General features: G+C 56.8%; 30 protein-coding genes and 2 pseudogenes. 17 read left to right on the top strand and 15 right to left on the bottom strand.

Translation table 11 applies throughout. The features are described 5' to 3' along the window. Positions 1 to 309: pseudogene (locus E4P82_RS06615) on the bottom strand (IS4 family transposase); the annotation flags it as partial. A gap of 283 nt (positions 310 to 592) precedes the next feature. Between E4P82_RS06615 and E4P82_RS06610 the strand changes: the two are divergent. Both E4P82_RS06610 and E4P82_RS06605 read left to right on the top strand, forming a co-directional pair. After that, a complete protein-coding gene (locus E4P82_RS06610; protein WP_246327395.1) occupies positions 593 to 1,183 on the top strand; it encodes a DinB family protein in 591 nt (196 codons plus the stop codon). Further along, positions 1,164 to 1,694 carry a GNAT family N-acetyltransferase gene (locus tag E4P82_RS06605; protein WP_169248148.1) on the top strand — a complete coding sequence of 177 codons (531 nt, stop codon included), beginning with the start codon at positions 1,164 to 1,166 and terminating at the stop codon, positions 1,692 to 1,694. The genes E4P82_RS06610 and E4P82_RS06605 overlap by 20 nt, the downstream gene beginning before the upstream one ends. Positions 1,695 to 1,876: 182 nt before the next feature. Here E4P82_RS06605 and E4P82_RS23550 read toward each other — a convergent pair whose 3' ends face one another. The 3 genes and pseudogenes from E4P82_RS23550 to E4P82_RS22770 all read right to left on the bottom strand — a co-directional run bounded on the left by E4P82_RS23550 (position 1,877) and on the right by E4P82_RS22770 (position 2,646). After that, positions 1,877 to 2,050 (bottom strand): excalibur calcium-binding domain-containing protein, encoded by a 174-nt coding sequence (locus tag E4P82_RS23550; protein WP_420887070.1) that lies wholly within the window; start codon positions 2,048 to 2,050, stop codon positions 1,877 to 1,879. Positions 2,051 to 2,194: 144 nt separating this feature from the next. Next, positions 2,195 to 2,415: pseudogene (locus E4P82_RS21845) on the bottom strand (thermonuclease family protein); the annotation flags it as partial. A 99-nt stretch (positions 2,416 to 2,514) separates the two neighbouring features. Beyond that, entirely contained in the window at positions 2,515 to 2,646 is a 132-nt protein-coding gene (locus E4P82_RS22770; protein ID WP_281383655.1) for a hypothetical protein, read from the bottom strand. A gap of 98 nt (positions 2,647 to 2,744) precedes the next feature. On the opposite strand from E4P82_RS22770, the gene E4P82_RS06595 reads away from it, so the two are divergent. The 8 genes from E4P82_RS06595 to E4P82_RS06565 all read left to right on the top strand — a co-directional run bounded on the left by E4P82_RS06595 (position 2,745) and on the right by E4P82_RS06565 (position 10,012). After that, positions 2,745 to 3,401: an SOS response-associated peptidase gene (locus E4P82_RS06595; protein ID WP_246327394.1), complete on the top strand. Its 657-nt coding sequence runs from the start codon at positions 2,745 to 2,747 to the stop codon at positions 3,399 to 3,401. An 81-nt stretch (positions 3,402 to 3,482) separates the two neighbouring features. Beyond that, positions 3,483 to 4,061 (top strand): LexA family protein, encoded by a 579-nt coding sequence (locus E4P82_RS06590; RefSeq protein WP_169248146.1) that lies wholly within the window; start codon positions 3,483 to 3,485, stop codon positions 4,059 to 4,061. After that, a complete protein-coding gene (locus tag E4P82_RS23110) occupies positions 4,042 to 4,713 on the top strand; it encodes a Y-family DNA polymerase (protein WP_312914281.1) in 672 nt (223 codons plus the stop codon). Before E4P82_RS06590 ends, E4P82_RS23110 begins: the two co-directional genes overlap by 20 nt. Beyond that, positions 4,626 to 5,189, top strand: coding sequence for a DinB/UmuC family translesion DNA polymerase (locus E4P82_RS23105; RefSeq protein WP_312914280.1), 564 nt, complete (start codon positions 4,626 to 4,628; stop codon positions 5,187 to 5,189). The genes E4P82_RS23110 and E4P82_RS23105 overlap by 88 nt, the downstream gene beginning before the upstream one ends. A 205-nt stretch (positions 5,190 to 5,394) precedes the next feature. After that, entirely contained in the window at positions 5,395 to 6,678 is a 1,284-nt protein-coding gene (locus E4P82_RS06580) for an ISL3 family transposase (RefSeq protein ID WP_169248145.1), read from the top strand. A gap of 79 nt (positions 6,679 to 6,757) precedes the next feature. Further along, positions 6,758 to 7,294 carry a VOC family protein gene (locus E4P82_RS06575; protein WP_169248144.1) on the top strand — a complete coding sequence of 179 codons (537 nt, stop codon included), beginning with the start codon at positions 6,758 to 6,760 and terminating at the stop codon, positions 7,292 to 7,294. A 334-nt stretch (positions 7,295 to 7,628) separates the two neighbouring features. Then, the gene (locus E4P82_RS06570; protein ID WP_169248143.1) at positions 7,629 to 8,549 is read left to right on the top strand and encodes a pentapeptide repeat-containing protein; all 921 of its coding nucleotides are present in this window, start codon (positions 7,629 to 7,631) and stop codon (positions 8,547 to 8,549) included. A 188-nt stretch (positions 8,550 to 8,737) separates the two neighbouring features. After that, entirely contained in the window at positions 8,738 to 10,012 is a 1,275-nt protein-coding gene (locus tag E4P82_RS06565) for an IS256 family transposase (RefSeq protein WP_169248142.1), read from the top strand. Between the two features lie 87 nt (positions 10,013 to 10,099). On the opposite strand, the gene E4P82_RS06560 is transcribed toward E4P82_RS06565, so the two are convergent. Then, the gene (locus tag E4P82_RS06560) at positions 10,100 to 11,323 is read right to left on the bottom strand and encodes a hypothetical protein (RefSeq protein WP_169248141.1); all 1,224 of its coding nucleotides are present in this window, start codon (positions 11,321 to 11,323) and stop codon (positions 10,100 to 10,102) included. Between the two features lie 80 nt (positions 11,324 to 11,403). Between E4P82_RS06560 and E4P82_RS06555 the strand changes: the two genes are divergently transcribed. Together E4P82_RS06555 and E4P82_RS06550 are read left to right on the top strand one after the other, a co-directional pair. Next, positions 11,404 to 11,985 (top strand): dual specificity protein phosphatase family protein, encoded by a 582-nt coding sequence (locus tag E4P82_RS06555; RefSeq protein ID WP_169248140.1) that lies wholly within the window; start codon positions 11,404 to 11,406, stop codon positions 11,983 to 11,985. Then, the gene (locus E4P82_RS06550; RefSeq protein ID WP_169248139.1) at positions 11,982 to 12,995 is read left to right on the top strand and encodes a hypothetical protein; all 1,014 of its coding nucleotides are present in this window, start codon (positions 11,982 to 11,984) and stop codon (positions 12,993 to 12,995) included. The genes E4P82_RS06555 and E4P82_RS06550 overlap by 4 nt, the downstream gene beginning before the upstream one ends. Positions 12,996 to 13,010: 15 nt before the next feature. On the opposite strand, the gene E4P82_RS06545 is transcribed toward E4P82_RS06550, so the two are convergent. The 10 genes from E4P82_RS06545 to E4P82_RS06505 form a co-directional block, all read right to left on the bottom strand. Then, complete coding sequence (locus E4P82_RS06545; RefSeq protein ID WP_169248138.1) at positions 13,011 to 13,841, bottom strand: radical SAM protein; 831 nt, start codon at positions 13,839 to 13,841, stop codon at positions 13,011 to 13,013. Positions 13,842 to 13,869: 28 nt separating this feature from the next. Continuing rightward, the gene (locus tag E4P82_RS06540) at positions 13,870 to 14,211 is read right to left on the bottom strand and encodes a radical SAM protein (protein ID WP_312914296.1); all 342 of its coding nucleotides are present in this window, start codon (positions 14,209 to 14,211) and stop codon (positions 13,870 to 13,872) included. Positions 14,212 to 14,740: 529 nt separating this feature from the next. Further along, positions 14,741 to 15,295, bottom strand: coding sequence for an ISAs1 family transposase (locus tag E4P82_RS06535; protein ID WP_169248136.1), 555 nt, complete (start codon positions 15,293 to 15,295; stop codon positions 14,741 to 14,743). 7 nt (positions 15,296 to 15,302) lie between these two features. Beyond that, the gene (locus E4P82_RS06530) at positions 15,303 to 15,440 is read right to left on the bottom strand and encodes a hypothetical protein (RefSeq protein ID WP_169248135.1); all 138 of its coding nucleotides are present in this window, start codon (positions 15,438 to 15,440) and stop codon (positions 15,303 to 15,305) included. A gap of 30 nt (positions 15,441 to 15,470) precedes the next feature. Beyond that, positions 15,471 to 15,848: a transposase family protein gene (locus tag E4P82_RS06525; RefSeq protein WP_169248134.1), complete on the bottom strand. Its 378-nt coding sequence runs from the start codon at positions 15,846 to 15,848 to the stop codon at positions 15,471 to 15,473. A 37-nt stretch (positions 15,849 to 15,885) separates the two neighbouring features. Then, positions 15,886 to 16,335 carry an FMN-binding negative transcriptional regulator gene (locus E4P82_RS06520; RefSeq protein ID WP_312914276.1) on the bottom strand — a complete coding sequence of 150 codons (450 nt, stop codon included), beginning with the start codon at positions 16,333 to 16,335 and terminating at the stop codon, positions 15,886 to 15,888. Continuing rightward, positions 16,307 to 16,483, bottom strand: a complete 177-nt coding sequence (locus E4P82_RS23100) for an FMN-binding negative transcriptional regulator (protein WP_312914294.1) — start codon at positions 16,481 to 16,483, stop codon at positions 16,307 to 16,309. Before E4P82_RS23100 ends, E4P82_RS06520 begins: the two co-directional genes overlap by 29 nt. Before the next feature lie 474 nt (positions 16,484 to 16,957). Continuing rightward, positions 16,958 to 17,569: a BRCT domain-containing protein gene (locus tag E4P82_RS06515; RefSeq protein ID WP_169248133.1), complete on the bottom strand. Its 612-nt coding sequence runs from the start codon at positions 17,567 to 17,569 to the stop codon at positions 16,958 to 16,960. Positions 17,570 to 18,212: 643 nt separating this feature from the next. Next, a complete protein-coding gene (locus E4P82_RS06510; RefSeq protein ID WP_169248132.1) occupies positions 18,213 to 18,419 on the bottom strand; it encodes a hypothetical protein in 207 nt (68 codons plus the stop codon). A gap of 86 nt (positions 18,420 to 18,505) precedes the next feature. Then, positions 18,506 to 19,297 carry a restriction endonuclease gene (locus E4P82_RS06505; protein WP_169248131.1) on the bottom strand — a complete coding sequence of 264 codons (792 nt, stop codon included), beginning with the start codon at positions 19,295 to 19,297 and terminating at the stop codon, positions 18,506 to 18,508. A gap of 325 nt (positions 19,298 to 19,622) precedes the next feature. On the opposite strand from E4P82_RS06505, the gene E4P82_RS21840 reads away from it, so the two are divergent. The 5 genes from E4P82_RS21840 (at position 19,623) to tpx (ending at position 23,739) form a co-directional block, all read left to right on the top strand. Then, a complete protein-coding gene (locus E4P82_RS21840; protein WP_246327393.1) occupies positions 19,623 to 20,393 on the top strand; it encodes a glycoside hydrolase family 108 protein in 771 nt (256 codons plus the stop codon). After that, positions 20,291 to 21,325, top strand: a complete 1,035-nt coding sequence (gene gcvT, locus E4P82_RS06500; protein WP_312914292.1) for a glycine cleavage system aminomethyltransferase GcvT — start codon at positions 20,291 to 20,293, stop codon at positions 21,323 to 21,325. Before E4P82_RS21840 ends, gcvT begins: the two co-directional genes overlap by 103 nt. Before the next feature lie 65 nt (positions 21,326 to 21,390). Then, positions 21,391 to 21,801 (top strand): glycine cleavage system protein GcvH, encoded by a 411-nt coding sequence (gene gcvH, locus E4P82_RS06495; protein WP_169248164.1) that lies wholly within the window; start codon positions 21,391 to 21,393, stop codon positions 21,799 to 21,801. A 17-nt stretch (positions 21,802 to 21,818) separates the two neighbouring features. Further along, positions 21,819 to 23,174 carry an aminomethyl-transferring glycine dehydrogenase subunit GcvPA gene (gene gcvPA, locus E4P82_RS06490; RefSeq protein ID WP_169248129.1) on the top strand — a complete coding sequence of 452 codons (1,356 nt, stop codon included), beginning with the start codon at positions 21,819 to 21,821 and terminating at the stop codon, positions 23,172 to 23,174. A 64-nt stretch (positions 23,175 to 23,238) separates the two neighbouring features. Beyond that, the gene (tpx, locus tag E4P82_RS06485; protein ID WP_169248128.1) at positions 23,239 to 23,739 is read left to right on the top strand and encodes a thiol peroxidase; all 501 of its coding nucleotides are present in this window, start codon (positions 23,239 to 23,241) and stop codon (positions 23,737 to 23,739) included. Positions 23,740 to 23,752 lie beyond the last annotated feature (13 nt).

Genomic DNA, 23,752 nt, shown 5'->3' with positions numbered 1-23,752 from the left:
GGCCGCCGAGGTATCCGGTTCCAAGCCGTTGAGTTTGTTGTAGACCGATTTCACCGACACCGCGATCGGCACCGGCGCCGCCTGATAGGCCGCATGGATCGAGGGCCGCTGGCGACTGACCACCTGCAGCATCAACTGAAATAGGGTGGAAAATAGTAAGGTGCGCGTGTACTGCCCGCCAGCAACCGTCTCGAACCAGGTGTCCAGTTGCTGAGGATTGAGACAACGCTCCAACACGGCGCGGGCCATGACGGGAATCGGGAAATGCCCGGCAAGGCGTTGCAAGATCGGGGACAACAACGAGCTCATGAAGCATCTTCCAAGAGTAAAGCGCTCAACCTACCAAGGTTGGGTCCACCTTCAAAGCCCTGGGGTTCGACCTCCTGACCTGCGAGTACAACCTGCGCCCCCCGAACGACGACTCCGCCCGGTTTCACGGCCGTCTCGGATTCGCGGAGGTGGGCAGACAAAACACCGAACAGGGCCAAAAGGCCGTGTCGCTCCAGATCAAGACCCTGCGCGGGTCGAGCGGCCCCGTCCCCTCATCCACGTTTTCGGGCGGAGATTCCCAACCCGACGCACCGAGCGCCAAATGATGAGCGAAAAAACCCAACTCGTACTGCTGAGCCATTACAATCGGTTGATGAACGAGCGCCTTTACGCGGCGACGGCGAAAATGCCGGAAGCGCTCCAGCGAGAAAACCGGGGCGCCTTTTTCGGCTCGGTGATCGGAACCCTGAACCACATCCTGATCGGCGACATCTTGTGGCTGAAGCGCTTCGCGCGACACCCGAGCGGCTACCGGACCCTCGAACCGGTCCTGGCGATGGGCGATCCGACCAGCTTGCGGGAAATCCGCTTCGTCGACTGGGCGGAACTCCAGGCCGCTCGGGACCGGATGGACCAAATGATCGTCGACTGGTGCGCGGAAGTGCGGGAAGAGGACCTGGCGCGGCCCTTGGCCTACCGAGATTTCGCGGGTCGTCCCCACTGCAAGAACCTGGGCGGACTGGCGCTGCACCTGTTCCTACACCAGATTCACCATCGCGGGCAGGTCACCACCTTGCTCTCGCAAGCCGGCATCGATTTCGGCGACACCGACTTGCCGGAACTCCTCCCCGAAGAAGGCCCAGCGCTCGGGCGCGGCGCGGCGACCGCTGAGGGTGATTCCGGACTCGCCTGACGGCACCGAGCAGCGCTACGAGGAGGTCCATCTCGAAAAAAGCTGTCGAATTCGGGGGATCGCGATGCTGCACATCGTCCTGGAGCACAACCCGGCGATTGAGGACCAACGGATCATCGACGAAGGTTTCCTGACCGCCCAGGCGGAGCGGATGGGCGATCCCCATCTGGACGTGTTCGCGTGTTTCCTCCGCGACGAGCGCCGACCCATCCAAGGCGGTTTGCTGGGGCGGTTGTGGTGGCGCTGGCTGTATGTCGAGCGGCTGTGGGTGACGCCCGCTCTCCGTGGTCGGGGTTTCGGCCGCCACTTGTTGGAGCGGGCGGAAGCCCATGCCCGGCAGGCCGGCTGTGGGGCGGCCTTCGTTGACACCTTCGATCCAACGTCCTTGGCCCTCTACCGGCGCTGCGGCTACGAAATCGTCGCTACGCTGGCCGATTTTCCGCCGGGCCAACGGCAATATTTTTTGGCCAAAACCCTCGGCCTGTCGGATCGACCAGATGAGGTAGGCTGAATAAAGTAGGCGACGCTCCCGCTCTATTGGTGGTGGTCACGTACAACTTCACCCAGGACGCCACCGAGGTGTTGCGAGATATCCATGCCACGCTGTTCGCCGGGTCCAGCTTCGGGTGATCCGATGCTCGCTGGCCAGCGATTCGTCGGTGATGAATCTGTCCGAGGGCACAGGCCAGAAGGTCAGCGGCACAGCTTCTCGCACGGTCTTCCATCACCGTCGCCATCCAACGATTTGACGCCGCACTGTGTCAAATAAAACGTCGCTTCCTTACACGAGGTCATTTCCCCGCAACGACGCTTACCGGCGCAGGTGAAACCACTGTTGCCGGCCGCCGGGGCGGCGGTCGAAGTCACCGGTGCATGAGTCGTCGGAGCCAAAGCGGTGCTGCGGGTTCCGTGCCGCCAATCCCAGGGCGCGCGGCGTTGCGCGTCCGGCAGTGCCCACAGGCCGCGTCGCGCCGCCTTCGCTTGCTGTTCGAGCGTGATCAAAGACGGATCGCTGGAATATTGCCGATAAACCCACGCCGCCCCTCGTTTCACCAGTTCCGCGTTGACATCAAGGCTACCCACGTACACCCGCCCGACCGTGCGACCGTACTTGTCGGTGTCTTGCACACCACTCGGGCCTGCTTGCCGAACGCTAGATCAGAGAGGGCCTGCTTGGCGCGTTCGCCATAGGGTTGCTTCGATTCCGGGGTGTCAATTTCGGCCAGCCGCACCTTGACTGGCTTGAAACGGGACCCGTCCGAGACAAGCAGGGTGAGAGTGTCGCCATCATGCACGCCGACGACCTTTCCCGTCGTCAGATCGGTGGCAAGTCATGGCTCGGTCAGAAGCAGCAGCGCCAGGCAGGCAAACAACCGTAAAATCAGGTTGGGGTCCATTTCAATAATCACGCGAGACGGACCGACACCCCATAAAATTGTCCACAATAGCGGTGGATAACTCATCGAGGAGCATCGACAGATGACAGTCCGATGACGAGCTTACCGCGTCCTTCGGGATCGAACAAAAAAATAGCCGGCAGACCGACGCGATGTGTGGCCGATTGATCCAAATCACTGCTGGCGAGCTGTTGGCCGAGCGGTTCGAGTTGCCGGCGATATCGACGGTGACGCCGCGCTACAACCTCGCGCCGAGCCAACCGGTGGGCGTGATTCGCGTCGCGGCCGAGGGCCAGCGGGAATGGGTGGCGCTGCGCTGGGGTCTGGTGCCGGCGTGGTCGCCGGAACCGCGCACGGCGTACAGCACATTCAACGCCCGCGCCGAGACCGTGGCGGACAAACCGACCTACCGTCACGCTTTCCGCCGGCGTCGGTGCCTGATTCCCGCCGATGGCTTCTATGAATGGCGCACGGTCGGGAAACGCAAGCAACCGTATTGCATTGCACCGACCGATGACGAACCGTTTGCCTTCGCCGGACTCTGGGAACGCTGGGAGCGGGATGGAACCGTCGTGGAATCCTGTACGATCGTGGTCACGACCGCGAACGCCACCATCGCTCCCTTGCACGATCGGATGCCGGTGATTCTGGCGCGCGCGGACGAAGCCTTGTGGCTCGATCCGACCCAGACCGATCCCGCCATCCTACAACCCTTGTTGATACCCTGCGCGCCCGAGCGGCTGCGGGTCTGGCCGGTGGGCACGGCGGTGAACCGTCCCGGCAGCGAGGGACCGGACTTGATGGCGCCACTCCCGTCGTGAAAGCACCTAAAAGCCCTTGACTGGTCGAGTATTAACCCGCTATTTTGATTTGGTACAAAATCAATAGAGAGCGGTGTTCCCATGCCCGACGCGCCTCCCCGCCGGGGCGGTCAGCGGCCCGGTGCTGGCCGCCCCGCCAAATTCGGTGAACCGACGCGGGCGATCCGTGTTCCGCAACGATGGATACCGTCCATCAAGCGGTGGTTGGCTGAACACCACCCGGCCCCGCCACGACAAGGCGACACCGTGCACCGGCCGGTTCTCGCACCGTCACCGCTGGAACTGTTGCTTTATGCCGCTCGCGTGCCGGCCGGCTTTCCATCCCCGGCGGACGACGATGTGGAAGGCCGGCTCGACCTGAACCAGCACTTGATTCGCCATCCAGCGGCGACCTTCTTCGTGCGGGTCAGTGGCGAGTCCATGCTGGGGGCCGGCATCCATCCCGGCGACCTGCTGGTGGTGGATCGAGCCCTGGAACCGGCCCACGGCAAAGTGGTGATTGCGGTGGTGAACGGCGAGCTGACGGTCAAGCGGCTGTGCATCCGAGACGGTCAAGTACGGCTATTGGCCGAAAACGAGCGCTACGCGCCCATTGTGTTGTCGGGTGACATGGACCTTCAGATTTGGGGGGTGGTCACGAATGTCATTCACCCTCTTTAGGCCGATCGCGGCGCCGAGCGTCATCGGCTTGGCCGACGGAAATAATTTCTATGTGTCCTGCGAACGGGTATTCGCGCCTCGTCTGGAGGGAAAACCGGTCGTGGTGCTGTCCAACAACGACGGTTGTGTGGTGGCCCGTTCCAACGAAGTCAAGGCGCTGGGCATCGCGATGGGCACCCCCGTCCACGAGATTCGTGCGTTGATCCGGCGGCACCGCATCCAAGTTTACTCCTCGAACTACAGCCTATACGGCGACCTCAGCGCCCGGATGATGACCGTGCTGGGCCAGTTCGCGCCGCGCGTCGAGGTCTATTCCATCGACGAGGCGTTTCTGGACCTGACCGGGTTCGCGGACCCCGCGCTGCTGGCCTACGCGCAAGGGATCGTCCAAACCGTGCGCCGCTGGTTGGGCCTGCCGGTCTCCATCGGCATCGGTCCCACCAAGGTCCTGGCGAAAGTCGCCAACCGGATCGCCAAGAAACAAAAGATCGCCGGCGGCGTGGTCGCGCTGCTGGACCCCGACCGGCAAGCCGAGGCGCTCGCCAAACTGGACGTGGCCGATCTGTGGGCATTGGCCCGCGCTGGGCGGCGAAGCTACGGGCGCTGGGCATTAACACCGCCTTGCGGTTGCGCGAGAGCGAGGTTCGACTGATCCGGGCGCGGTTCGGCGTCGTGGTGGAACGGCTGGTGTACGAATTGCGCGGCATCCCGTGCCTGGCGCTGGAAGACATCGCCCCACCGAAACAGCAGATCATCGCCTCGCGTTCGTTCGGGAAACCGGTCACGGCGCTGGATGAACTGAAGCAGGCCGTCGCCATGCACGTCACCCGCGCGGCGGTGAAATTACGCAGGCAAGGTTCCGAGGCCCGGAGCCTCCAGATCTTTCTATCCACCAACCCGTTCGTGCCGGACGACCCGCAATATCACCACACCGGCACCCTCGAACTACCCGCGCCGACCGCCGACACCGGTCTCCTGATCGGCCAGGCAATGACTACGCTTCGGAACGGAAGGCTTTCGACAACCGTGGGTCATGCGCCAGGAACGGCGGTCGCCGGCCTATACCACACGGTGGTCGGACGTGCCGGTGGTGAAATAGTGCCGGCGGTGGGTGGTGGTCCAGTTTGAAATTTCGATGAACTGATGTATTTGATTGAAATGGCTTTTCTAAGAGCTCATTTTCAAAATGAGGCTCTACCAACCGATGAAGATCACAACCGCTGCGATTTCGCCTACGCTGGAAGGAGAAAATTGTCATGGTAGAAAAAACAGGTTCTATGAGATCTCCCGTGGAGACCACAAGATGTAGGGGTATGGCACCGGGAGCCGAGTTATGGAACGCTGGTCGGGTATTCCCGCCGATGGACGGCTGACGATGCCGATCACTCTTGCCGTACCCTTGGATCTGCCTGACGTGCGCGTGTTGGCCAACCGGATGTTGGAGGAAGGCACGGTGTTGATCGAGGTGGAAAGCACCGTGCGGACGGCCCAGTGCCACCGTTGTGGCCGGGACATCGACCGGTTTCACGGATTCGACCGACCGATCCGGTTGCGGCACCTGCCGGTGTGTGGGCGTCAGGTGGTCATCGAAATCCGGCCGAAGCGCTACCGCTGTCCCCACTGTGAGGGCGGGCCGACCACCACCCAGCGCTGTGCCTGGTACGACCCTAACCGCCCGCACGCCACGGCCTTCGAGCAGGACGTGTTGAAGCGGCTGATCCACGGCACGGTGGCCGACGTCAGCCGGCAATTCGGCCTGGGAGTGAAGGCGGTGGAAGGCATCCTGGACGCGCGTCTGGCGCCAGCGGTGGACTGGACGGCATTTTCCACGTTGGAGACCTTGGGCATCGACGAGGTGGCGTTGCTCAAGGGCCATGGCCATGACGTGGCGGTGGTCTGGATGCGGGACGCCGAGGGGCACAACCCTGTGCTGGCGGTGTTGCCCGACCGGTTGCGGGCCACGGTCCAGGCCTTTCTGGAGACGATACCGGACGTCCTGAAAGCCACGGTGCGGCGGGTCTGTATGGACATGTGGGAGGGCTATGCCGGTGCGGTGGCCGCAGCGCTGCCCGAGGCCCAAGTGGTGGTGGATCGTTTTCACATCGCCGTTCATTACCGGGAGGCGGTGGACACCTTGCGTCAGGCCGAATGTCACCGACTCAATGCCGATCGCCCCCCCGAGCGGGCGATACCCACCGCCGCGTTGCGGCCCTTGTTGCGCCGGGAATGGCGGTCGCTGAATCCCGATCAACCAGGAAAAGTTATCGAGCGGTTCGAACAGACCCCGACCCTGGCCAGCGCTGACGTACTGCGCACCCTGCTGACCGCGATCTTTGACCAGACCCCGGATCAAGCCACGGCTCAGAGCCGATTGCAACTCTGGGTCACACAGGTCAAAGCGTCTAATTTGCACTGTTTTGACAAATTCTTCGATACCTTGGATCACTGGCAGGATGGGATTCTCAATGATTTCGAGGGCGGGCATAACAGCGGTTTCGTCGAAGGACTCAACAACACGCTGAAGCTGCTCAAACACTGCTGCTTTGGCTTGGATGACCCGACCGAACTATTTCGTCGGCTGTGGTTGGATATCGAGGGTCCACGCCTTTGGGCATGAACTCCACACCCCTATATCTTGTGGCAACCACGGGAAATCTCATTGAACCGCAACTTGGCATCGCCACGTCGATATGATAGTGCATGGCGACAAATCTGATGAAACGAATACGGGAATTGCCATGAACGCAGGATTTTCACACGTCGGAGTCTCTACACACGATATGGAAGCCACGATCTATTTCTACTGCAACGTCCTCGGCTGTCGGCGTGTGGCTGATGAGCGTATAGAAATTGGAAAAGGTGGCGTTATCCGACAGGTCAGTATTGATGTCGGCGAGAGCCAATACATCGTATTCATGGAAGCTAAGGGCGTCGACGGTATCAGCGAGAACTATGATACGAGCATTAACCGAGCGCTCGGTGTTCCGCCTGGAATGTATCACTTTGCACTAAGAATCGAGTCACTAGACGAGTTGATGGTCAAAACCAAAGCCATTGCCGGCTATGGCATCACGGTTTCGAAGATCACCGACCTCGGAAATGCCAAGGCAGTCTTCTTACAGGACCCTAACGGATTGCAACTTGAACTGGCCGTTAAACTAAGAGACTTCAACGAATCAGATATCGGCCGTGTATCGCGGGCGGAAGTCGCTAAAAGTGCCAACCCGCAATGAATTTACTTCGAGGTGGAGGTTATAGACGAAGACGTCAATATCACGCGTGTCTAAGCCTTGCGCAGTGATAGTCATCTTCATCACATTTATTCGCAGTATCGTGGTACACTGCGGTTCTAGCCGACATAAATAATTGGTGGGCGCATGAGTTCAATTCCGGATAAAGTGTTACGCGAATTCCAGCGTTTTCAGAAGGTGACGAGTTCAATTTTTGTGGTTGCTGGCGGCGCTCGCAACCATAATATATTGTTTTCGCGAGTCTGCTGTTGGTACTCAAGTTTTTTCTACGCGCTTCTAGCTTGTAACCCCAATAGCAATGGTGAATCAATTCGCAATGTTGGTTTGGTATTGGCGGCCTTTTTTAGGTGCACCACTGTTGATTTGGCGATCAAAGATCGCGTTCGATCAGGCCCAAACCGCGCAAGAACGCATGATTACAGATCGCTTTTCCAAAGCGGTAGATCAACTAGGTACTGTGCGGCGTGTTCCACATAATCAATCAGCTAGCGAGACTGGTGTAAAGAGCAGTTGGGAAGAGGAACGGCCGAACATTGAGGTCCGGCTTGGCGGACTCTATACCTTGCAACGCATTTCCGAGGACAGCCTACCTGATCATATTCGGGTTATAGAGACTATATGCTCTTATGTGCGACTAAATTCGCTGCGCCAAGCAATTACAGATGAAGATGCCAAACCACCCCGCTTGGATATCGATATCGAAGTTGCTTTGAATATATTGGGTAAGAGGTCTTACGAACGATGCGTGTTTGAGATGAATAATTTGCTCCCTCTTTACCTAATGCGAGCGACGCTGCCGAATAGCAACCTGAACTCGTTAAAATTCCCATTTGCAGACTTCCAAAGCTGTGATCTAAGGTACACTACACTTCGATATACCGATCTTCGTCAAGCTTGGCTAGAGTGGACCAACTTCCAGTTCGCAGACTTCCACAAATGCAGATTGCATCGGGCCTCACTGCGAGGAGCGGATTTGAGAAACACTAATGTCACAATGGAAGCACTTAAGTTAGCTCACGGAGTCAAGTCTGGATTCGGAGAAACGAAACTACCCGGCGGAATTGAACCGCCAGATCACTGGTTTGAAGCTCCAACAGCAGAAAAAGACTCGGAGGCTTCAATCGCTGCCTATATGACCCATTACCGGAAGTTCCTTGAGTTTGATAAAAGCGCATGGAGACCAGAACTTGGAAAGAAAATTAAAATCGATGAAGTCAGGTTAGATGAGAATCCTTGATAATCCATTTGTCCAAACATATTTGTATAAGATTCATTAAAGTAGATGATCCGTACTTTTGCATGTGGTTTTGCAAAAATGCGAGTTATAACCGAATCTGGTGTACGGAGGGGTTTGAAGGAAGGCGGTGTACCCTGCTGAAACGAGATGGACGAGATCAGGTTTCAGCATGCACGAAGAGGTACGCCATGAATGAAAATAGCGAGAGGTGGTTAGGAACGCCAGGGTCGATCCAGGATTCGCTCACGGAGTTGTTGCGGCAGGGTGCCCGAGGGCTGATTGAAAAAGCCGTGGAAGCCGAATTGCAGGGGTTGCTGGATCAGTATGAAAACGTGATCGATCTGGCGGGACGCCAGGCGGTGGTCCGCAACGGCTACCTGCCCGAGCGGGAGATCCTCACCGGGCTGGGACCGGTGCCGGTGCGGATTCCCAAAGTCCGCGACCGCTCCGGGAGCGGCGTCAAGTTCAACTCGGCGCTGGTACCGCCGTATGTCCGGAAAGCCCAACGGGTGGAAGCGGCGCTGCCGTGGCTGTACTTGCGCGGGATTTCGACCGGGGACATGCAGGAGGCGCTGTCGGTCCTGCTCGGTGACGAGGCCCAAGGCTTGTCGCCGGCGGTGGTGAGCCGGCTCAAGGCAGAATGGTCGGAGGCCCATGCCGCCTGGAACCGTCGCGACCTGAGCGGGGAATCCTACGTTTACGTGTGGGCCGATGGTATCTATTCGGCGCTGCGCGGCGAGGACGACCGCCTGTGCTTGTTGGTCCTCATCGGGGTCAACGAACAGGGCGAGAAGCGACTGCTGGCGCTGTCGGATGGCTATCGGGAGTCCAAGGCATCGTGGCTCAGTCTCATCCAAGACCTGCAAGCGCGTGGATTAAAAACGCCGCCGGCACTGGGCATCGGCGATGGCGCCCTGGGGTTCTGGGCCGCGCTGGACGAGGCGTGGCCGCAAACCCGCAGCCAACGGTGTTGGGTCCATAAGACGGCCAACGTCCTCAACGAAATGCCCAAATCCATTCAGGCCAAGGCCAAGGCGGGTCTTCATGAGATCTGGATGGCGGAGACTCAAGTCCAAGCAGAAAAGGCGTTTGACCGGTTTGCGCGGGATTTCGGCGCCAAGCACCCCAAGGCCGTGGAAAAATTGCTGAAGGATCGCGCGGCCCTGCTGGCCTTTTACGACTTTCCGGCCGAGCACTGGATGCATATTCGCACCACCAACCCGATCGAATCCTCCTTTGCCACAATCCGCCACCGTACGATTCGGACCAAGAACTGCGTGTCCCGGAATACCTTGCTGGGCTTGGTGTTCCAATTAGCGCTGACGGCGGAACAGAGTTGGCGCAAGCTGGGTGGCTTCAGACTTCTGCCCGAGGTGGTGCGAGGGGTTCGTTTCCAGGATGGCTTCGCCGTCGTCGATCCCCCCGGCGAAGCCGAGAACGATCAGCAGAAACTCGCCGCCTGATCCAGACCCGCCATACACCAAATTTGACTATAGCTCCAAAAATGCATACGGTACAGTCGTAATACCAGTTCTCGATAACCCCGCAATCTATAGCATGGCGCGAAGGATACCAGTAATAGTGCGATTGGCCTCGAGCAGACGCAACCAAACCCCGGCCATCCTGGGGTACAGCTTTCGAATCTTCCCTTCGGGCCATATCGAGTTACGCACCCTGGCAATCCGAGACAACGAGGCTGTGAGTGAAACAGGTTCACTGAAACTCACGAGATCGTCGAACCCGAAATCGACACAGCGCCGGCTGACGCCGAGCAAGGCTATGTCTTCCTGTGTCGGATAGACAATGCGCTTGCGAAGAGCGCGCCATGCATTGGTCGATTGCTGTACGATCGCTGGGACAGAGGCAGGATCAAGGGTCGCAAGATAGTCGAACGCTCCAGCTCTAACCGGGTCGCTGTCTGGAGACAAGCGCTCTCGCCAGTTCGGCTGCTGCAGATTCGATAACACCTCCCCATCGGCGGCGCGTTTGTAGGTGCGCACACTAGGCAGTTCGGGCTCGAAGAAGGCTTCGATGAGCGGCCAGTAGAGACGCGACACGCTTCTTGGTTTCCAGGGACAATAGTGGTCCTGATCACACACCAATCCAATAGCGGGTGGTAGCACCAATTTGGCGCTCCTTTTGTAGTTTGCACGAAACAGCAAGACTGGGTGCAATACTTTGTCCGGCAGTCCAAGCGCAAGATAATATCCGATCGACCCGAACACACCGGTGTCGACAACATGCAGTGATCGGGCACCGACGCTGATCAAGGCAATATGTGCCCGTAGCAACATAGCCTGCTCGATCATCGCTTCGTGCACCTGACGTCCCACCGCATCAGCAGACATCAATTCGAATAGTCTCTCGAATCTATACGGCTGTGCCCAGTCGCCACGACTCAACACAGCACGACCGGAGAGTACCGAAGCCGCTGCTGCACAACTCCGACCTTCAAATTCCAGCGCGAGCAGCGGTGCCGCCCGCACCGGGCAGACTTCCAAAGCCAATCGAGCGGCTGCGAGCCGTGACACCATGAAGTCCTCACCGAGGATCGGTGGCGCCCGTTCGATACGCTCCAGATAGCGTTCCAGCGCACGCTTTAATATCAAGCCGCCTCGCGCGCAGTACAAGACACGCGACTGGCCGCCATCAGCAGCTGCGTCCAGATAGGCATACAGCGCATGACAACATTCGGCAAGAATTGGACCCATAAGGCCGAAACCGAAACGATATCGGGTGGTTGACGATGCTTGTGAAATTGATCGATCAGACATCCTTTGATCCAAATCAGGCGAGATATACTAAGCCGTTGCACTTGCAGGTTTTTCGGAGGTCCAGATCGATAATGTCACGTATGCCATTCGAATTCCGCCTTTCCGTACTTGGTCTGGACGAAGTCAACCACATGCTACTGAAGTCTGTCAGCCATGTCGTTTCGCTTATCGACCCGGGTACGGTGTTGTTATGGGCCCTTCAGGACACTGGCGACGGACGTCATTTGGTCATAGAAATCCATGACGCGCTCGATTCGACCGCCGGCAGACGCGCACCTGCACGCGAGGATGTGGTGGCACTCTGTTGCTATGCAGATACGCTGAACAGAAAGCATCTATCACATTTGCTGGTACATTGTCACATGGGGCGCTCTCGCTCGGCGGCAGCGGCGGCGATCCTTCTCGTTCGGCTAGGTTACTCGCCGCTGGAGGCGTTTCGGCGTGTGCGCGCGGTCAGAGATCCAGTATGGCCGAACTGGACACTGGTCGAACACGGTGATGACGTTCTCGGTTGCAGCGGCGAACTGCGTCATGCGTGTCAGATTGTATACCAACAGGTACAGGAAACGTTCCCTCGATGGGTGAAGGATCCTCGCCCCGAAATGCTTGATAATGCCACTTTGATCCCACAAACACCGTCGCGCAAAGAGTTTCAGAGATGACCCAGACAGATAGATTCGAACCGACAACCGAGTGCGACCTGACTCTGGATCGCGACGCCTACGGCAAACTCGGCGAAGCACTGGCTCGTGTACAGCTACAGGCTTTTGCGCGCAGCACGAAAATCTCTATTGACTGTAATCGATTGCGGCTAGTGCTATGCGGGGCCGATCTAGGCCACCATGATGCCGATCCGCATCTTCACGACATCGTCAGGTCTTTACCAGCGACAGTCATTGAAGGAGAATATGCTGGGTTTCATGTGCAATTGTCCGATTATGATCTGTGTATGGAGGACAGCTGGACCGGATACTTTGTCTCACGATGTCTGGTCACGCAGACGCTGCCAGAACCGCTCGTATTCATTCATCTTGATGACCATACGGATATGATGGCCACTTTGCTTGTGCTGACCTCTGATGGCCTTCAAGACCCCGGCACCTGTCAGCCGTTCGATCCAGCTAAGCCGGCCGATTGGCCGCCCGCCATTCGCAGCGGCGCCGTCGGAATCGGCAGTTTCGTGACCGCGCTTTACTATCTTCCCCAACCCGTTCACGTCATGCATCTTAATCATGTGGCCAACAGCCGCCACGAACGATACGTTGTAGTGCAACGGGTGATTACGCAACCGCTTCTTCCTCATGCCCGGTTTGCTGGCATCATGAAACGAACACGGGAATCGATCGATCAGCTAGGCACGTACGTTGGAGGGTCGGACGCCACCCGCTTGCTGCGTTCGGTTCCCAAAGGCCGCCTGATCGTCCATATCGATCTGGATTACTTCATCAACGATTACAACGGAAATCCAGGCACCAAACCCGCGTTGTCCCTTGACGAGCTCCGCGAGAATGCATCTAAACGGATGAGGAAGTTCTTTGACGAGCTTGCACGCACCAACGCCACAGTCGAGCGCTGGATCATAGGCACCTCACCAGGCTTCTGTTCCGTCCGTCACTGGGACTGGCTCCTCAATGCACTGTCCACGTACATCAAAAATACGTCATTCGTATGACTCTATCCAAATGGCTCAATTGGTTGATTGGTGATACTCGTCGTGATTGTCGGATAGCCTGCGATCAGCCGAGTCGATGAAATCGAGCGCAGCATCAATCAAGGTCTTTACATGTACCAGACATTCGACAGTTTCTGGAGTATCGTGGCCAGTGTTATTTTCATCGCGCCACTGTATCAACTCGAAACCGCCGGGGCAGACAGAAAAGTACTCGCATTTCGCGGCGCAACGTTGGTGGCTTTTGTCGAAGTCGTCTACCATCGCTGCGAGCTTGGATGATCGGAGCATGCCGGCAAGCGAAGAGCGCCGAATATTACCGAGCGCTAGACCGGATCCATCGCCGTATCGGTCAGCCTCAGTACCGATGTCCAATCCTGCATAGAAAGTAGTCAGATTTCCATCGGCATCCATATTGAGGGATCGTAGGGGCGCACTCGTCTCGCACACGTAGGATGGCGCTTCGGAATGACCGTACATCGCTAGTCGTTCGAGAGTTTGCGACAGGTTTCGAATAGGAAAATCACCGCCCGCCATACGTTTTTCTTCCCACCAGTTGAACAGGCGACGATAGAACTGATAGAACTTGTTTCTATCGTTGGAACCGTACTCAAGATCGCCGCTATTGGCGATGGGGCTGGCCAGCACGTTGAAATGAAAATCAATCAAAGAACGCCGTCGTTCGTAGAAAAAATCCAGAAACGCTTCGGGATTCGCCAACGTCCTTCTCGTAACGACAGCGATGGCGTTGTACTTGATGCCTCGATCATCGAGCGTATTAATTCCCTGCATTGTGCGATCAAATGTGCTCTGCCCCTTTCTATCAACCCGAAAGGAATCGTGCAGCATTTTTGGTCCATCACAGCTGACGCCGAGGTTAATAACCGAGGCGTACTTTTCGAAAAAAATCGCACCAAGCATTGTCAATTAGGGTGGCGTTAGTCTGAAAATCGAACGACACAGCGACGCCAGGCGCATTTTTCTCGCACATATCGATAATCGCTTCAATCATGGCCGCATAGTAGCCGGGCGGCAGCGTCAACGGTTCTCCTGAGTGCCAGACGACGATGAACTCAGACGCTAGCAGCGCTTCACCGATCAGCTCACGGATCAACTTTAGGACTAGATCGAGTGGCATTCGAGATTTTGTACGTCTGCTCTCTTTGCTGAGATCGCAGTATGTGCAATCAATGTTGCAGAATGACGTGCCTTGCAGCACTAACTGCTCGACTGGTTTGAGGTGGTAAGGCTCGCTTGTGAAGAACACAGCAACACCAGAATTTTGCGGTCGGGAAGCGTGACGATTACGAAGTGATCGTCACGCCTTATAACTAGATCAAACAACCATCAACGGCGCATCGCCGATCCCCAACTCATCTGCACCTTTCCACTTGTCTTATCTTTTTCGATTAAAATCACCGCCTTCACGGTGCTTTTTGTGCAGCACGGTGGAGGCACGAGCAAGACGCGAAGAAAGCTGACTGTTCGAAATCATAAATTTCTCCTTGAGTTTCTGAATAAAATTTAACACCTTAAAATGAAGCAGTTACTCTTGGCACGGAAACAAGCTCACTTTGAGTGTGTCACAAGCCAGAATTTAAGTGTGTCACAAGCCAGAAGGAAATACAACCGCATGGTACCCTATCGACAAACAACGAACTCTGTCGGTTTTTCATGCTCCTTTCGGCGAGTTCGTGCTGTGTTTGAGTGCGGTCAGTGCGTGCGGTCGGGCTCAAGGCTGTTCAACGCTAGAGTCCTTGGTAGGCGAGGAGCCGGTCGAAGTTGAGGGCATTGTCGTAGAGGCCCAAGCTGATATTACTGATGCCATTAAAACGCAACAGGTTGAGGGCAAAGCTACGTAGCAAGGCAAAGATCCCGGGGTTATGGCGGATGCGGCTGGCATCCTCACCCAAGGTGACATCCCGAACATAGTGAAGACGGTTCTCGATGCTCCAATGGGCGCGGACGGCGTGGGCGGCGTGGGCCGCCGATAAGGTTGCGGTGGACACGTAATAGGCTGTTTCTTGACGGGATACCCAGTCTTTTTGACGGGTATCGAACACGTCGGTGTGGCCCTGGATTTCGACCAAAGTGCAAAAATGAGCGTGCCAATCCTCGGTGCCGACCTCAAGCGGTAAGTACCAAGTCTGAGTTAAACGCCGTTCGATACGGTGATGGCGACCGATCTCGTGGGTGTGGTGCCGGTCCTGGGGTGGCTGTGCGAGATAGGTCTCGGTGAGGTGTTGGAGCAGCGTGGGCTGGTTGGCTTTCACGGGTACCAGGAGGTGATTACCGGTCGCCATGACGGATTCAACTGTTTTTTTGGCAATGCAACGCGTCGAGGGTGAACAGCCGCCCGGTGAGACCGAGTTCGTGAATGAGTTGCCGCGCCGCCGGAATTTCATGGGACTTGTCGGCCGCGCCGATCAGCACATGCCCCAGGATCAACGTCCGGTCCGTGGTCAGGGCGCTGAGAACTTACAGCGCCTTCTGATCCTGGAACCGATCAAAACTGCCGCGCAAGGTTTTGCCATCCAGCGCGATCAGGGTCCGGTCAGCCGGTGAACCGGCGAGCACCGCCGCGTGACCCCGAAAAGCGCTTTCAACATCGACGGGGTCTAACCCCCGCAAGGCGTAGCGGATCGCGGTATGGGCCGGCGCTCGTTTCCAGTGCAGCCCGCAGAGTGCGTTCAACTGCGGTAGCCGAGCCGCGATGAAGCGCTGAATCTTGCGGTACGACGTGGCGTCCGACAGGATCGCGAGAATGCTGAACAACAACAAGTGCTCCAAGCCATACCGCCGACCTTGGGGACGGCGATGATCGGGTATCGCGGCGAGAAAGATCGGCAAGAGCATCAGTGCATCCTATGATCTGAAAAATCCGTAGAATGCATCAGTTGAGAAGCATTGAACAGCCCTGTGTTTCTACCAAAGCAGCCATTGCTTCTGATTCCGGAAGGCTGCTTGCCTTCAAACCTGAAATTACGCCGACTTGATCTTGCGCTGGTTGGTTCTGGCTGACTTTCCATTTACCAAGCAACTTTGTGATTACCATTTCTACACCAACTATGGCCGCCATGATTCTTTCGATATATTCAGGTGGTGCGTCGGAGACCGCCCATGGTTCTGGAAAGGACGATTCATTGTGCTCGGTGAGAGCATCAAGTTGTGCACGCAACCACGACGCATTATCTACGACGCGCAGAACGCCATAAGCATGCACGACGGCATAATTCCAGGTGGGCACAACCTTTCCGATGGCGTACCACGAAGGCGTTATGTAGGAGTCGGGACCATGGAAGATGGTCAACGTTTCAATGCCATCGGAAATTTCTCCAAACAATGGATTCGCTCGGGCTATATGGACCCTGCAACGCGCCATAGGGTGCTGGCGACTGAGACAAATGCAGCGGAATGTGATTTGCGTTTAGCCCATTTGAAGAGTGTGTAACCAGAGTCGCCAACAGATATGCACGGATAAGCTCGTGCATGACATCGATTCGCGGCTCTTCAAATTGCTTAGGAATATACATGCTCTATCCTTTGCTCGCTAACGTCGAACCAAGCGGCCGGCATGTCAGCGACGGTCGGCTTCAGCGAGGGGTTAGGTGCCATGCTATGCCCAGTTGTATGTGGAAAGAAGCATAAATGCCAACGCTGTAGGAATTGCGCAAACGATAGCCCACATCAAGCTATGCCAACCCATAACGACCGACACCAGGACCAAGAATCCGGAAACAAAAGCAGCGGCGCAAGCGGTAAACCCGAAGATATATGGATCTATGTAAGATGCGATGGCCAATCCCAACGCAGATATCAACGCCCAAGCCAAATAGAAAGTACGACTGGAAAGAATCGCTCTGATCTTCACCGATACCGCACTTCATAGCACCTAACGATCAAGCTCACCTGGCGAAAACTATATCGCGGTTTTTGGTCTGGTGGAGCGCCTCGTTAGGCGATATTTATGAAAGACCACCTTCATTTACCCAATGCTCTTCAGTGATAATTACAAGGGGCATACCTTCTTCTCGATATTGCATGGCTTTTTCTATTTTTCTGCCATATGTTTCATGCGCCCAGCTATCGGTAACATAAGTACCCAGTACTAGATAATTAAGTTTCTTTGTTACCCCTTTTGCATTTACTCCGCCAAGTGACTCTATTGCAGCCTGACATTGTTTTCTCGTGCCATATGCACAAGTGCCTGTAAAAAGAAATTCCATACCTTCAAATGTTACAGATGGGAGTGGACGGTCTATTGGGAGAGATGTTGTTTTTGCTAACTCACCTATTTCAGATGGTTCGCCATTAATTTTATGCAGGATACTGAGTAGCTCGGCAGATTCATCTAGATCTAAGACCCCATCCTCCAGCATAGAATTAACTTTATCTAGTAGATTTATTATTACCGGGTTGTCTGTATTTTGACGGGCTTGAATTAGCCAGCTTAAGAGAAATTCGGCTTCTAATTGATTTATTTTACCATCAGCCACGAGACCTTTACTTATCCCTATAAGTGTATCGATTTGTCTGTCATCGATACTTTTTCGGTTAAACTTGGTAAACAAATCCATCAAGAGCCTCCAATTTTCTTGCGCCTAACAAATTATTATACGGTTCTGCTTATCTTGCTCCATGGCAAGATAAACGGATCGGACCAGGATCGAACCCCGAACTGCGCCCCTCACCCCGAACCGCACCGGGCATTGTTCGTTCAGTTGACGACTGTCCAATCATAGCCCCGCGCGGTGACGCTTTCTAGCCACTTTTTTCCCGCTCCTCATTCATAACCGTCACCCTCCACAGGCTTTTTTTCGTCCCGCCCGCCGAAAACTCGCTTGTCAAGTTGAAATGAACATCGTTTAATTCATCGTCGTTCAATTGATGGGGAACGCTGATGGAAACCTTTGACCGTTGCGTACGCGCCATTTTGTCGGAGGAGCGCAGTGGAATTTGCGATCCGTGTTGATTTTCTTTGTTAGCCAATAATTCACGCTAATTTATCCGAATGGGAGCCAACAACCCAAACAACAAATAGAATTGCAGAAAAAAGTGAAGGCAATGACCTGTGCTGGAATTAGCCTATTTGTCCATTTGCCGAGAATATCCGTTTGGCTCCTCAATGCATCAATTTCCACTTCTTGTTCTTTTGAATCGCGATACCTAGCGATTCTGGCAGTTAAGCGTGCATCGCGTAACCGAACCAGAACGACAACGCTACCAATCACAAGTGAAAAAAATAGCTAAGAAACCACTAAAGATATATGCATATGACCAATCTATTTTTGCTACATCTTCATCAACTAGAACTGACGCCTGAAACGCTAGTATGGCTGCGGCATATGCCAAAAAATGAGAATTGACGGCTGTACGGCTTTCTCGTGCATACCCTTGCCAACGAATCATTGCTTCTTTATCTAACATGCTTTTTTCTTCCAATGGCTAACGCCCACCCTCAACGGTTGCCGGAAGCGCGCGAGCGCTGGAGGCAATCCGATTGCAGGGCGTTGTTAGGGTTGTCTTTCAATTCCATTGTCACGGAAGGAGAATCGTTTCCATGGTTCGTAAGGAAAGATCGGCTTCAGCTTTAGCATTGAAATCACTTCGTCAAAGGCAACAAGTTTCATGTCGTATGGAACCGACGTCGGTGTGGCGATCTGGGTGCTCTCATGGGCTCTCGGCGTGAACGCATGAGCGGTTGTGATGACCATGCCCCTCGGTATTCCCTCTTTAAATAGGACACCATTCAGAGAGCGTACGACCTCCACTCCTTCTTTTCTATCTAGAAAGCTACGCCTCTTGACTTGCACGAGATAGCACGCGTCGTTGGCAAGAATGAGTTTAAGATCTATTCCGCCGTCGTCACTGCGGCCAACGTGGATTACCTCGCATGGATTGAACGCATCTCGTAGACAATCTGCTATTAGTCTCTCAAAAACCTTTGGATCAACGTGTACGATGTCTCGTGGATGGCGCATAAGATAGCTTCGGAGTGCTCGTATGGGAACATCAAGAGAGCTAACTTTGAACTCCTTTGCGATTGCAGATATTGATTGTATGTCTTCGGCGCCAAAACCATGAGACACCTCTTTCAGGTCTAATAGTTTCCACCAGCCGCAATACCCGCACTGACAGAGTCCTTCGTCATCCGTGTGCTCTGGGAATTGAATGTATGAAGACTTGCAGTATGGGCAGATCCTGAGACTATCGATATCCCTGATTTCACAAAAGTCATAGACCGTGACCCTATCGCGAGTTGCTTCCGCATGCTCGTAGGCGATGACAGGAATAGGATGCTTCATGGCGTCTCTTCAGCCCGTCTCTTCGGCCCTAACAAATTATTATCCCGTTCCACCCATCCCACACCATAGCAAGATAAGCGGATTGAAACAGGATCAAACCCCGAACCACGCCCCTCCCCTCCAACCGCACCGGGCATTGTTCGTTCAGTTGACGCCTGTCCAATCATAATCCCGCGCGGTGACGCGTTCTAGCCATTTTTTCACGCTCATCATCCATAACCGTCACCCTCCACACGCTTTTTTCGTCCCGCCCGCCGAAATCCCGCTTGTCAAGTTTAAATGAACAGCGTTTAATTCATCATCGTTCAATTGATAGGGAACGCTGATGGAAAACTTTGACCGTTGCGTGCGCGCCGTCTTATCGGAGGAAGGCGGTTTGTCGGACCACAAGCAAGACCCCGGCGGTTTGACGAAGTGCGGCATTTCCAGGCGCGCTTATCCAGACCTCGATATTCGGCGCTTGACGATGGATGACGTGATTGAAATCTATCGCCGCGATTACTGGAATCCGGTGCACGGTACCGACCTACCGGCTTCGTTGGCCCTGCTGGTGTTCGATAGCGCCGTGAACCAGGGCGTGGGAACGGCCGTGCGCTTGCTGCAAAAAGCGATGGGCGTGACGGAAGACGGGAACATCGGCCCCGTGATCTTGCGCGCCGCTCTCGCTCTGCCGCTGGAACAAGTGCTGATCGACTTCTGCGCGGAGCGCGCCTTGCGCTACGAGTTCAACCGGAATGAGGAAGTCTTCGGGCGCGGCTGGTATCGGCGCCTGTTTCGGATGTACGCCACCGCATTGGGCAACCGCCTGCTTCAGGTCATACTGGCACTGGCTTGGCGCGATTCCAACCCCATGCAACCGAACGATTCACCGTTCCGGCTATACCCCACTCGCACAATTCAGGCTACCATGACGCATCCAATCCCACCGGGATTCTCCGCATGGCCAAACGTACTCCTCTGTATGCCCGCCACGCCGCCCTGGGAGCGAAGCTGGTGGACTTCGGCGGCTGGGATATGCCACTGCATTACGGCTCGCAGCTCGACGAACATCATCGGGTGCGCCGCGTCGCCGGCGTATTCGACGTGTCGCACATGACGGTGGTCGATTTCGCCGACCCCGACCCGACCCGCGCCTTGCTCCGCCACTTGCTGGCCAACGACGTCGCCCGCCTGTATCCCGGCAAGGCGTTGTACACCTGCATGCTGAACGAAGCCGGCGGGGTAATCGACGACTTGATCGTCTACGACCGGGGCGAAACTGGTTACCGATTGGTGCTGAACGCCGCCACTCGCGATAAGGATCTGACCTGGATCGCGCCGCATGCCGAACGCTTCGGCGCCGCTTGGCGCGAACGCGACGATCTGGCGATGCTGGCGGTGCAAGGTCCCGAAGCACTGGCTCGACTGGAAAGCGTCCTGGGCGCCGACACCCTGACGGCCGTGCGTGCGCTCAAACCGTTCCATGCCCTGGAAACCGACCACGGATTCATCGCCCGTACCGGTTACACCGGCGAGGACGGAGTGGAAATCCTGCCGAGCGCCGCCACCGTACCGGAACTATGGGACCAGATCGTCGCCGCCGGCGTCGCGCCCTGTGGACTGGGCGCCCGCGACACCCTGCGCCTGGAAGCCGGCATGAATCTGTACGGCCGCGACATGGACGAAACCACCACCCCGCTGGTATCCGGGTTGGGCTGGACCGTGGCCTGGGAACCGGCCGAGCGCGACTTCATCGGTCGTGCCGCGCTGGAACGGCAACGCGCGACCGGTGCGCCGCAAACCTTCGTCGGCCTGGTGCTGGAAGAACGCGGCGTGTTGCGTGGCCATCAGCACGTTTTCGACGACGGGCGCGAGATCGGCCAGATCACCAGCGGCACCTTTTCCCCCACCCTGAACCGCGCAATCGCCCTGGCTCGGGTCGACACCGGTGTCGGCGCGCGTTGCCAAGTGGAGATTCGCGGCAAACGCCTGCCGGCGCGAGTGGTCAAGCCGCCATTCGTCCGCCATGGCCGCGCCCTGATCGAATGACCCCACCCCAGAACCCCCCGTTGTTGAGGAATCGAACCCCATGAGCAGCAACATCCCCCGTCGATCTGTGTTACAGCGAATCTCACGAATGGGCGCGCGCCAACGACGACGGCACCGTCACCGTCGGCATCACCGATCATGCCCAACACCTGCTGGGCGATCTGGTGTTCGTGGAAATCCCGGAAGTGGGCCGCGCCGTGGCGGCCGCCGAAAGCTGTGCGGTGGTCGAGTCGGTCAAGGCCGCTTCCGACGTCTACAGTCCGCTGGAAGGCGTGATCGTGGAGGTGAACGAGGCTCTGGCCGACACCCCGGAACTGATCAATGAAGATCCGTACGGCGAGGGCTGGATTTTCCGACTCAAGACCACCGCCACGCTGGACGGATTGCTGGACGCGGCCGCCTACGAAGCCATCGCCATCGCCGACGATGAGGACGAAGACGCCAGTTCACTAGCCAATCCCAGGCTGGTCGAGTAAGGCGGGGCGAGATCGTCATGCCGTTTATCCCCCATACCTCGGACGATGTCCGAGCGATGCTGGCCGCCATCGGCGCGCCAGATCTGGACACACTGTTCGAGGAAATCCCGTCGGCGCTGCGGGTCGGCGAACTACCGGCCCTCCCGGAGGCACTGAACGAGTTGCAGGTCACCCGGCTGATGGAAGCGCGAGCGGCGGATTATCCACGCCCGCTGTGTTTCCTGGGCGCCGGCGCCTACGAGCATCACATCCCGGCGGCAGTGTGGGAGATCGTCGGCCGTGGCGAATTCTACAGCGCCTATACGCCCTACCAGCCGGAGGCCAGTCAGGGCACCTTGCAGGTGCTGTACGAATATCAAAGCATGATGGCGGGCTTGACCGGCCTGGCCGTGTCCAATGCCTCGCTGTACGACGGTGCTTCGGCGCTGGCCGAGGCGCTGTTGATGGCGGTGCGCGCCAACCGCAAGTCCAAATCCAAGCGGATACTGATCCCTCGCGCCCTGCATCCGCTATATCGGCGGACCGTGCATGCCATCGTGCACAATCAGGGCATCGAACTGGTGGAAGTGCCCTACGATCCAACCGGAGGCCATACCCCGGTCGAAGCGCTCGCCCCCTACGCCGGACAGGATTTCGCGGCGCTGGTCATCCCGCAGCCCAATTTTTTCGGGGTGCTGGAAGAGGTGGACGCACTGACCGATTGGGCGCACCAACACAACGCATTGGCGGTGGCGGTGGTCAATCCCACCGCATTGGCGATTCTCAAACCGCCCGGCGAATGGGGTGACGCCGGCGCCGACATCGCCTGCGGCGATGGTCAGCCACTCGGTTCGCCGCTGTCTTCCGGCGGCCCCTACTTCGGCTTTCTGTGCTGCCGGCGGGAATGGGTACGGCAGATGCCCGGTCGGCTGGTGGGTCGCACCGTCGATCTGGACGGCAAGACCGGTTTTACCCTGACCTTGCAAGCCCGCGAGCAGCACATTCGTCGATCCAAGGCCACATCCAACATCTGCACCAATCAAGGCTTGATGGTAACCGCCGCCACGCTATATCTGTCGCTGCTGGGTCCGCGCGGCCTGGAGCAGGTTGCCGCCGCCTGTCATGCCAATACCCGCGTACTGGTGGAACAACTGACGCAAGTGCCGGGGGTCAGCCGGGTTTTCGACCGGCCGGTGTTCCACGAAACAGTATTGCGACTGCCGCGCCCGGCGAGCGAGGTGCTGGACGGGTTGCTGGCGCGCGGCATTCTCGGTGGCTTCGATCTGAACGACGATTACCCCGAGCTGGGCCATGCCCTGCTGGTGTGCGCCACCGAAACTCGGGAGGAAGCCGACCTGCGACGCTACGCGGCGGCGCTGGCGGAAATCGCGTGAAAATCAATTTTTGCCGAACGCGCGGCAATTTTTCCCAAGCGTCATCAAACGGAGGACATTGCTCATGGCAAACATTACCTTCAAAGGCAACCCCATCCATACCAACGGTGAACTACCCACTGTCGGCGCGGCCGCGCCCGGTTTCAAGCTGGTCACCGCCAGCCTGAGCGATGTCACCCTGGCCGATTTCCCCGGCAAGAAAAAACTGCTGAATATCGTGCCCAGTCTGGATACCTCGGTGTGCGCGCTGTCCACCCGCAAGTTCAACGAACACGCCAAGGCCCATCCCGACACCGTCATTCTGGTCATCTCCGCCGACCTGCCCTTCGCTCAACACCGGTTCTGCGGCAATGAGGGCCTGGATAACGTGGTCACCCTATCGATGATGCGTTCGCGCAAGTTCGCCAAGGATTACGGCGTGCTGCTGGAAGACGGACTACTGGCCGGCCTTACCGCCCGCGCCGTGGTGGTACTGGACGAGAACAACACCGTGCGCTACACCGAACTGGTCCCGGAAATCGCCCAGGAACCGGATTACGACGCGGCGCTGGCGGCGTTGGGATAATAATTCCGCGTCG

The sequence above is a fragment of the Candidatus Competibacter phosphatis genome, assembly GCF_012939995.1.
GTDB lineage: Bacteria > Pseudomonadota > Gammaproteobacteria > Competibacterales > Competibacteraceae > Competibacter > Competibacter phosphatis.
Note: the sequence above shows the minus strand (reverse complement) of the source record. Positions and strands in the feature narration are given on the sequence as shown.

Excerpts from the sequence above, each read along its gene's own strand:
- E4P82_RS06610 (WP_246327395.1), top strand. The coding sequence starts at position 593 with ATGATGAGCGAAAAAACCCAACTCGTACTGCTGAGCCATTACAATCGG.
- E4P82_RS22770 (WP_281383655.1), bottom strand. The coding sequence starts at position 2,646 with ATGAGTTATCCACCGCTATTGTGGACAATTTTATGGGGTGTCGGTCCG.
- E4P82_RS06590 (WP_169248146.1), top strand. The coding sequence starts at position 3,483 with ATGCCCGACGCGCCTCCCCGCCGGGGCGGTCAGCGGCCCGGTGCTGGC.
- E4P82_RS23110 (WP_312914281.1), top strand. The coding sequence starts at position 4,042 with ATGTCATTCACCCTCTTTAGGCCGATCGCGGCGCCGAGCGTCATCGGC.
- E4P82_RS06580 (WP_169248145.1), top strand. The coding sequence starts at position 5,395 with ATGGAACGCTGGTCGGGTATTCCCGCCGATGGACGGCTGACGATGCCG.
- E4P82_RS06570 (WP_169248143.1), top strand. The coding sequence starts at position 7,629 with ATGTTGGTTTGGTATTGGCGGCCTTTTTTAGGTGCACCACTGTTGATT.
- E4P82_RS06565 (WP_169248142.1), top strand. The coding sequence starts at position 8,738 with ATGAATGAAAATAGCGAGAGGTGGTTAGGAACGCCAGGGTCGATCCAG.
- E4P82_RS06560 (WP_169248141.1), bottom strand. The coding sequence starts at position 11,323 with ATGTCTGATCGATCAATTTCACAAGCATCGTCAACCACCCGATATCGT.
- E4P82_RS06555 (WP_169248140.1), top strand. The coding sequence starts at position 11,404 with ATGCCATTCGAATTCCGCCTTTCCGTACTTGGTCTGGACGAAGTCAAC.
- E4P82_RS06550 (WP_169248139.1), top strand. The coding sequence starts at position 11,982 with ATGACCCAGACAGATAGATTCGAACCGACAACCGAGTGCGACCTGACT.
- E4P82_RS06545 (WP_169248138.1), bottom strand. The coding sequence starts at position 13,841 with ATGCTGCACGATTCCTTTCGGGTTGATAGAAAGGGGCAGAGCACATTT.
- E4P82_RS06535 (WP_169248136.1), bottom strand. The coding sequence starts at position 15,295 with ATGGCGACCGGTAATCACCTCCTGGTACCCGTGAAAGCCAACCAGCCC.
- E4P82_RS06525 (WP_169248134.1), bottom strand. The coding sequence starts at position 15,848 with ATGCTCTTGCCGATCTTTCTCGCCGCGATACCCGATCATCGCCGTCCC.
- E4P82_RS23100 (WP_312914294.1), bottom strand. The coding sequence starts at position 16,483 with ATGCACGAGCTTATCCGTGCATATCTGTTGGCGACTCTGGTTACACAC.
- E4P82_RS06515 (WP_169248133.1), bottom strand. The coding sequence starts at position 17,569 with ATGGATTTGTTTACCAAGTTTAACCGAAAAAGTATCGATGACAGACAA.
- E4P82_RS06510 (WP_169248132.1), bottom strand. The coding sequence starts at position 18,419 with ATGTTAGATAAAGAAGCAATGATTCGTTGGCAAGGGTATGCACGAGAA.
- E4P82_RS06505 (WP_169248131.1), bottom strand. The coding sequence starts at position 19,297 with ATGAAGCATCCTATTCCTGTCATCGCCTACGAGCATGCGGAAGCAACT.
- E4P82_RS21840 (WP_246327393.1), top strand. The coding sequence starts at position 19,623 with ATGGAAAACTTTGACCGTTGCGTGCGCGCCGTCTTATCGGAGGAAGGC.
- gcvPA (WP_169248129.1), top strand. The coding sequence starts at position 21,819 with ATGCCGTTTATCCCCCATACCTCGGACGATGTCCGAGCGATGCTGGCC.
- tpx (WP_169248128.1), top strand. The coding sequence starts at position 23,239 with ATGGCAAACATTACCTTCAAAGGCAACCCCATCCATACCAACGGTGAA.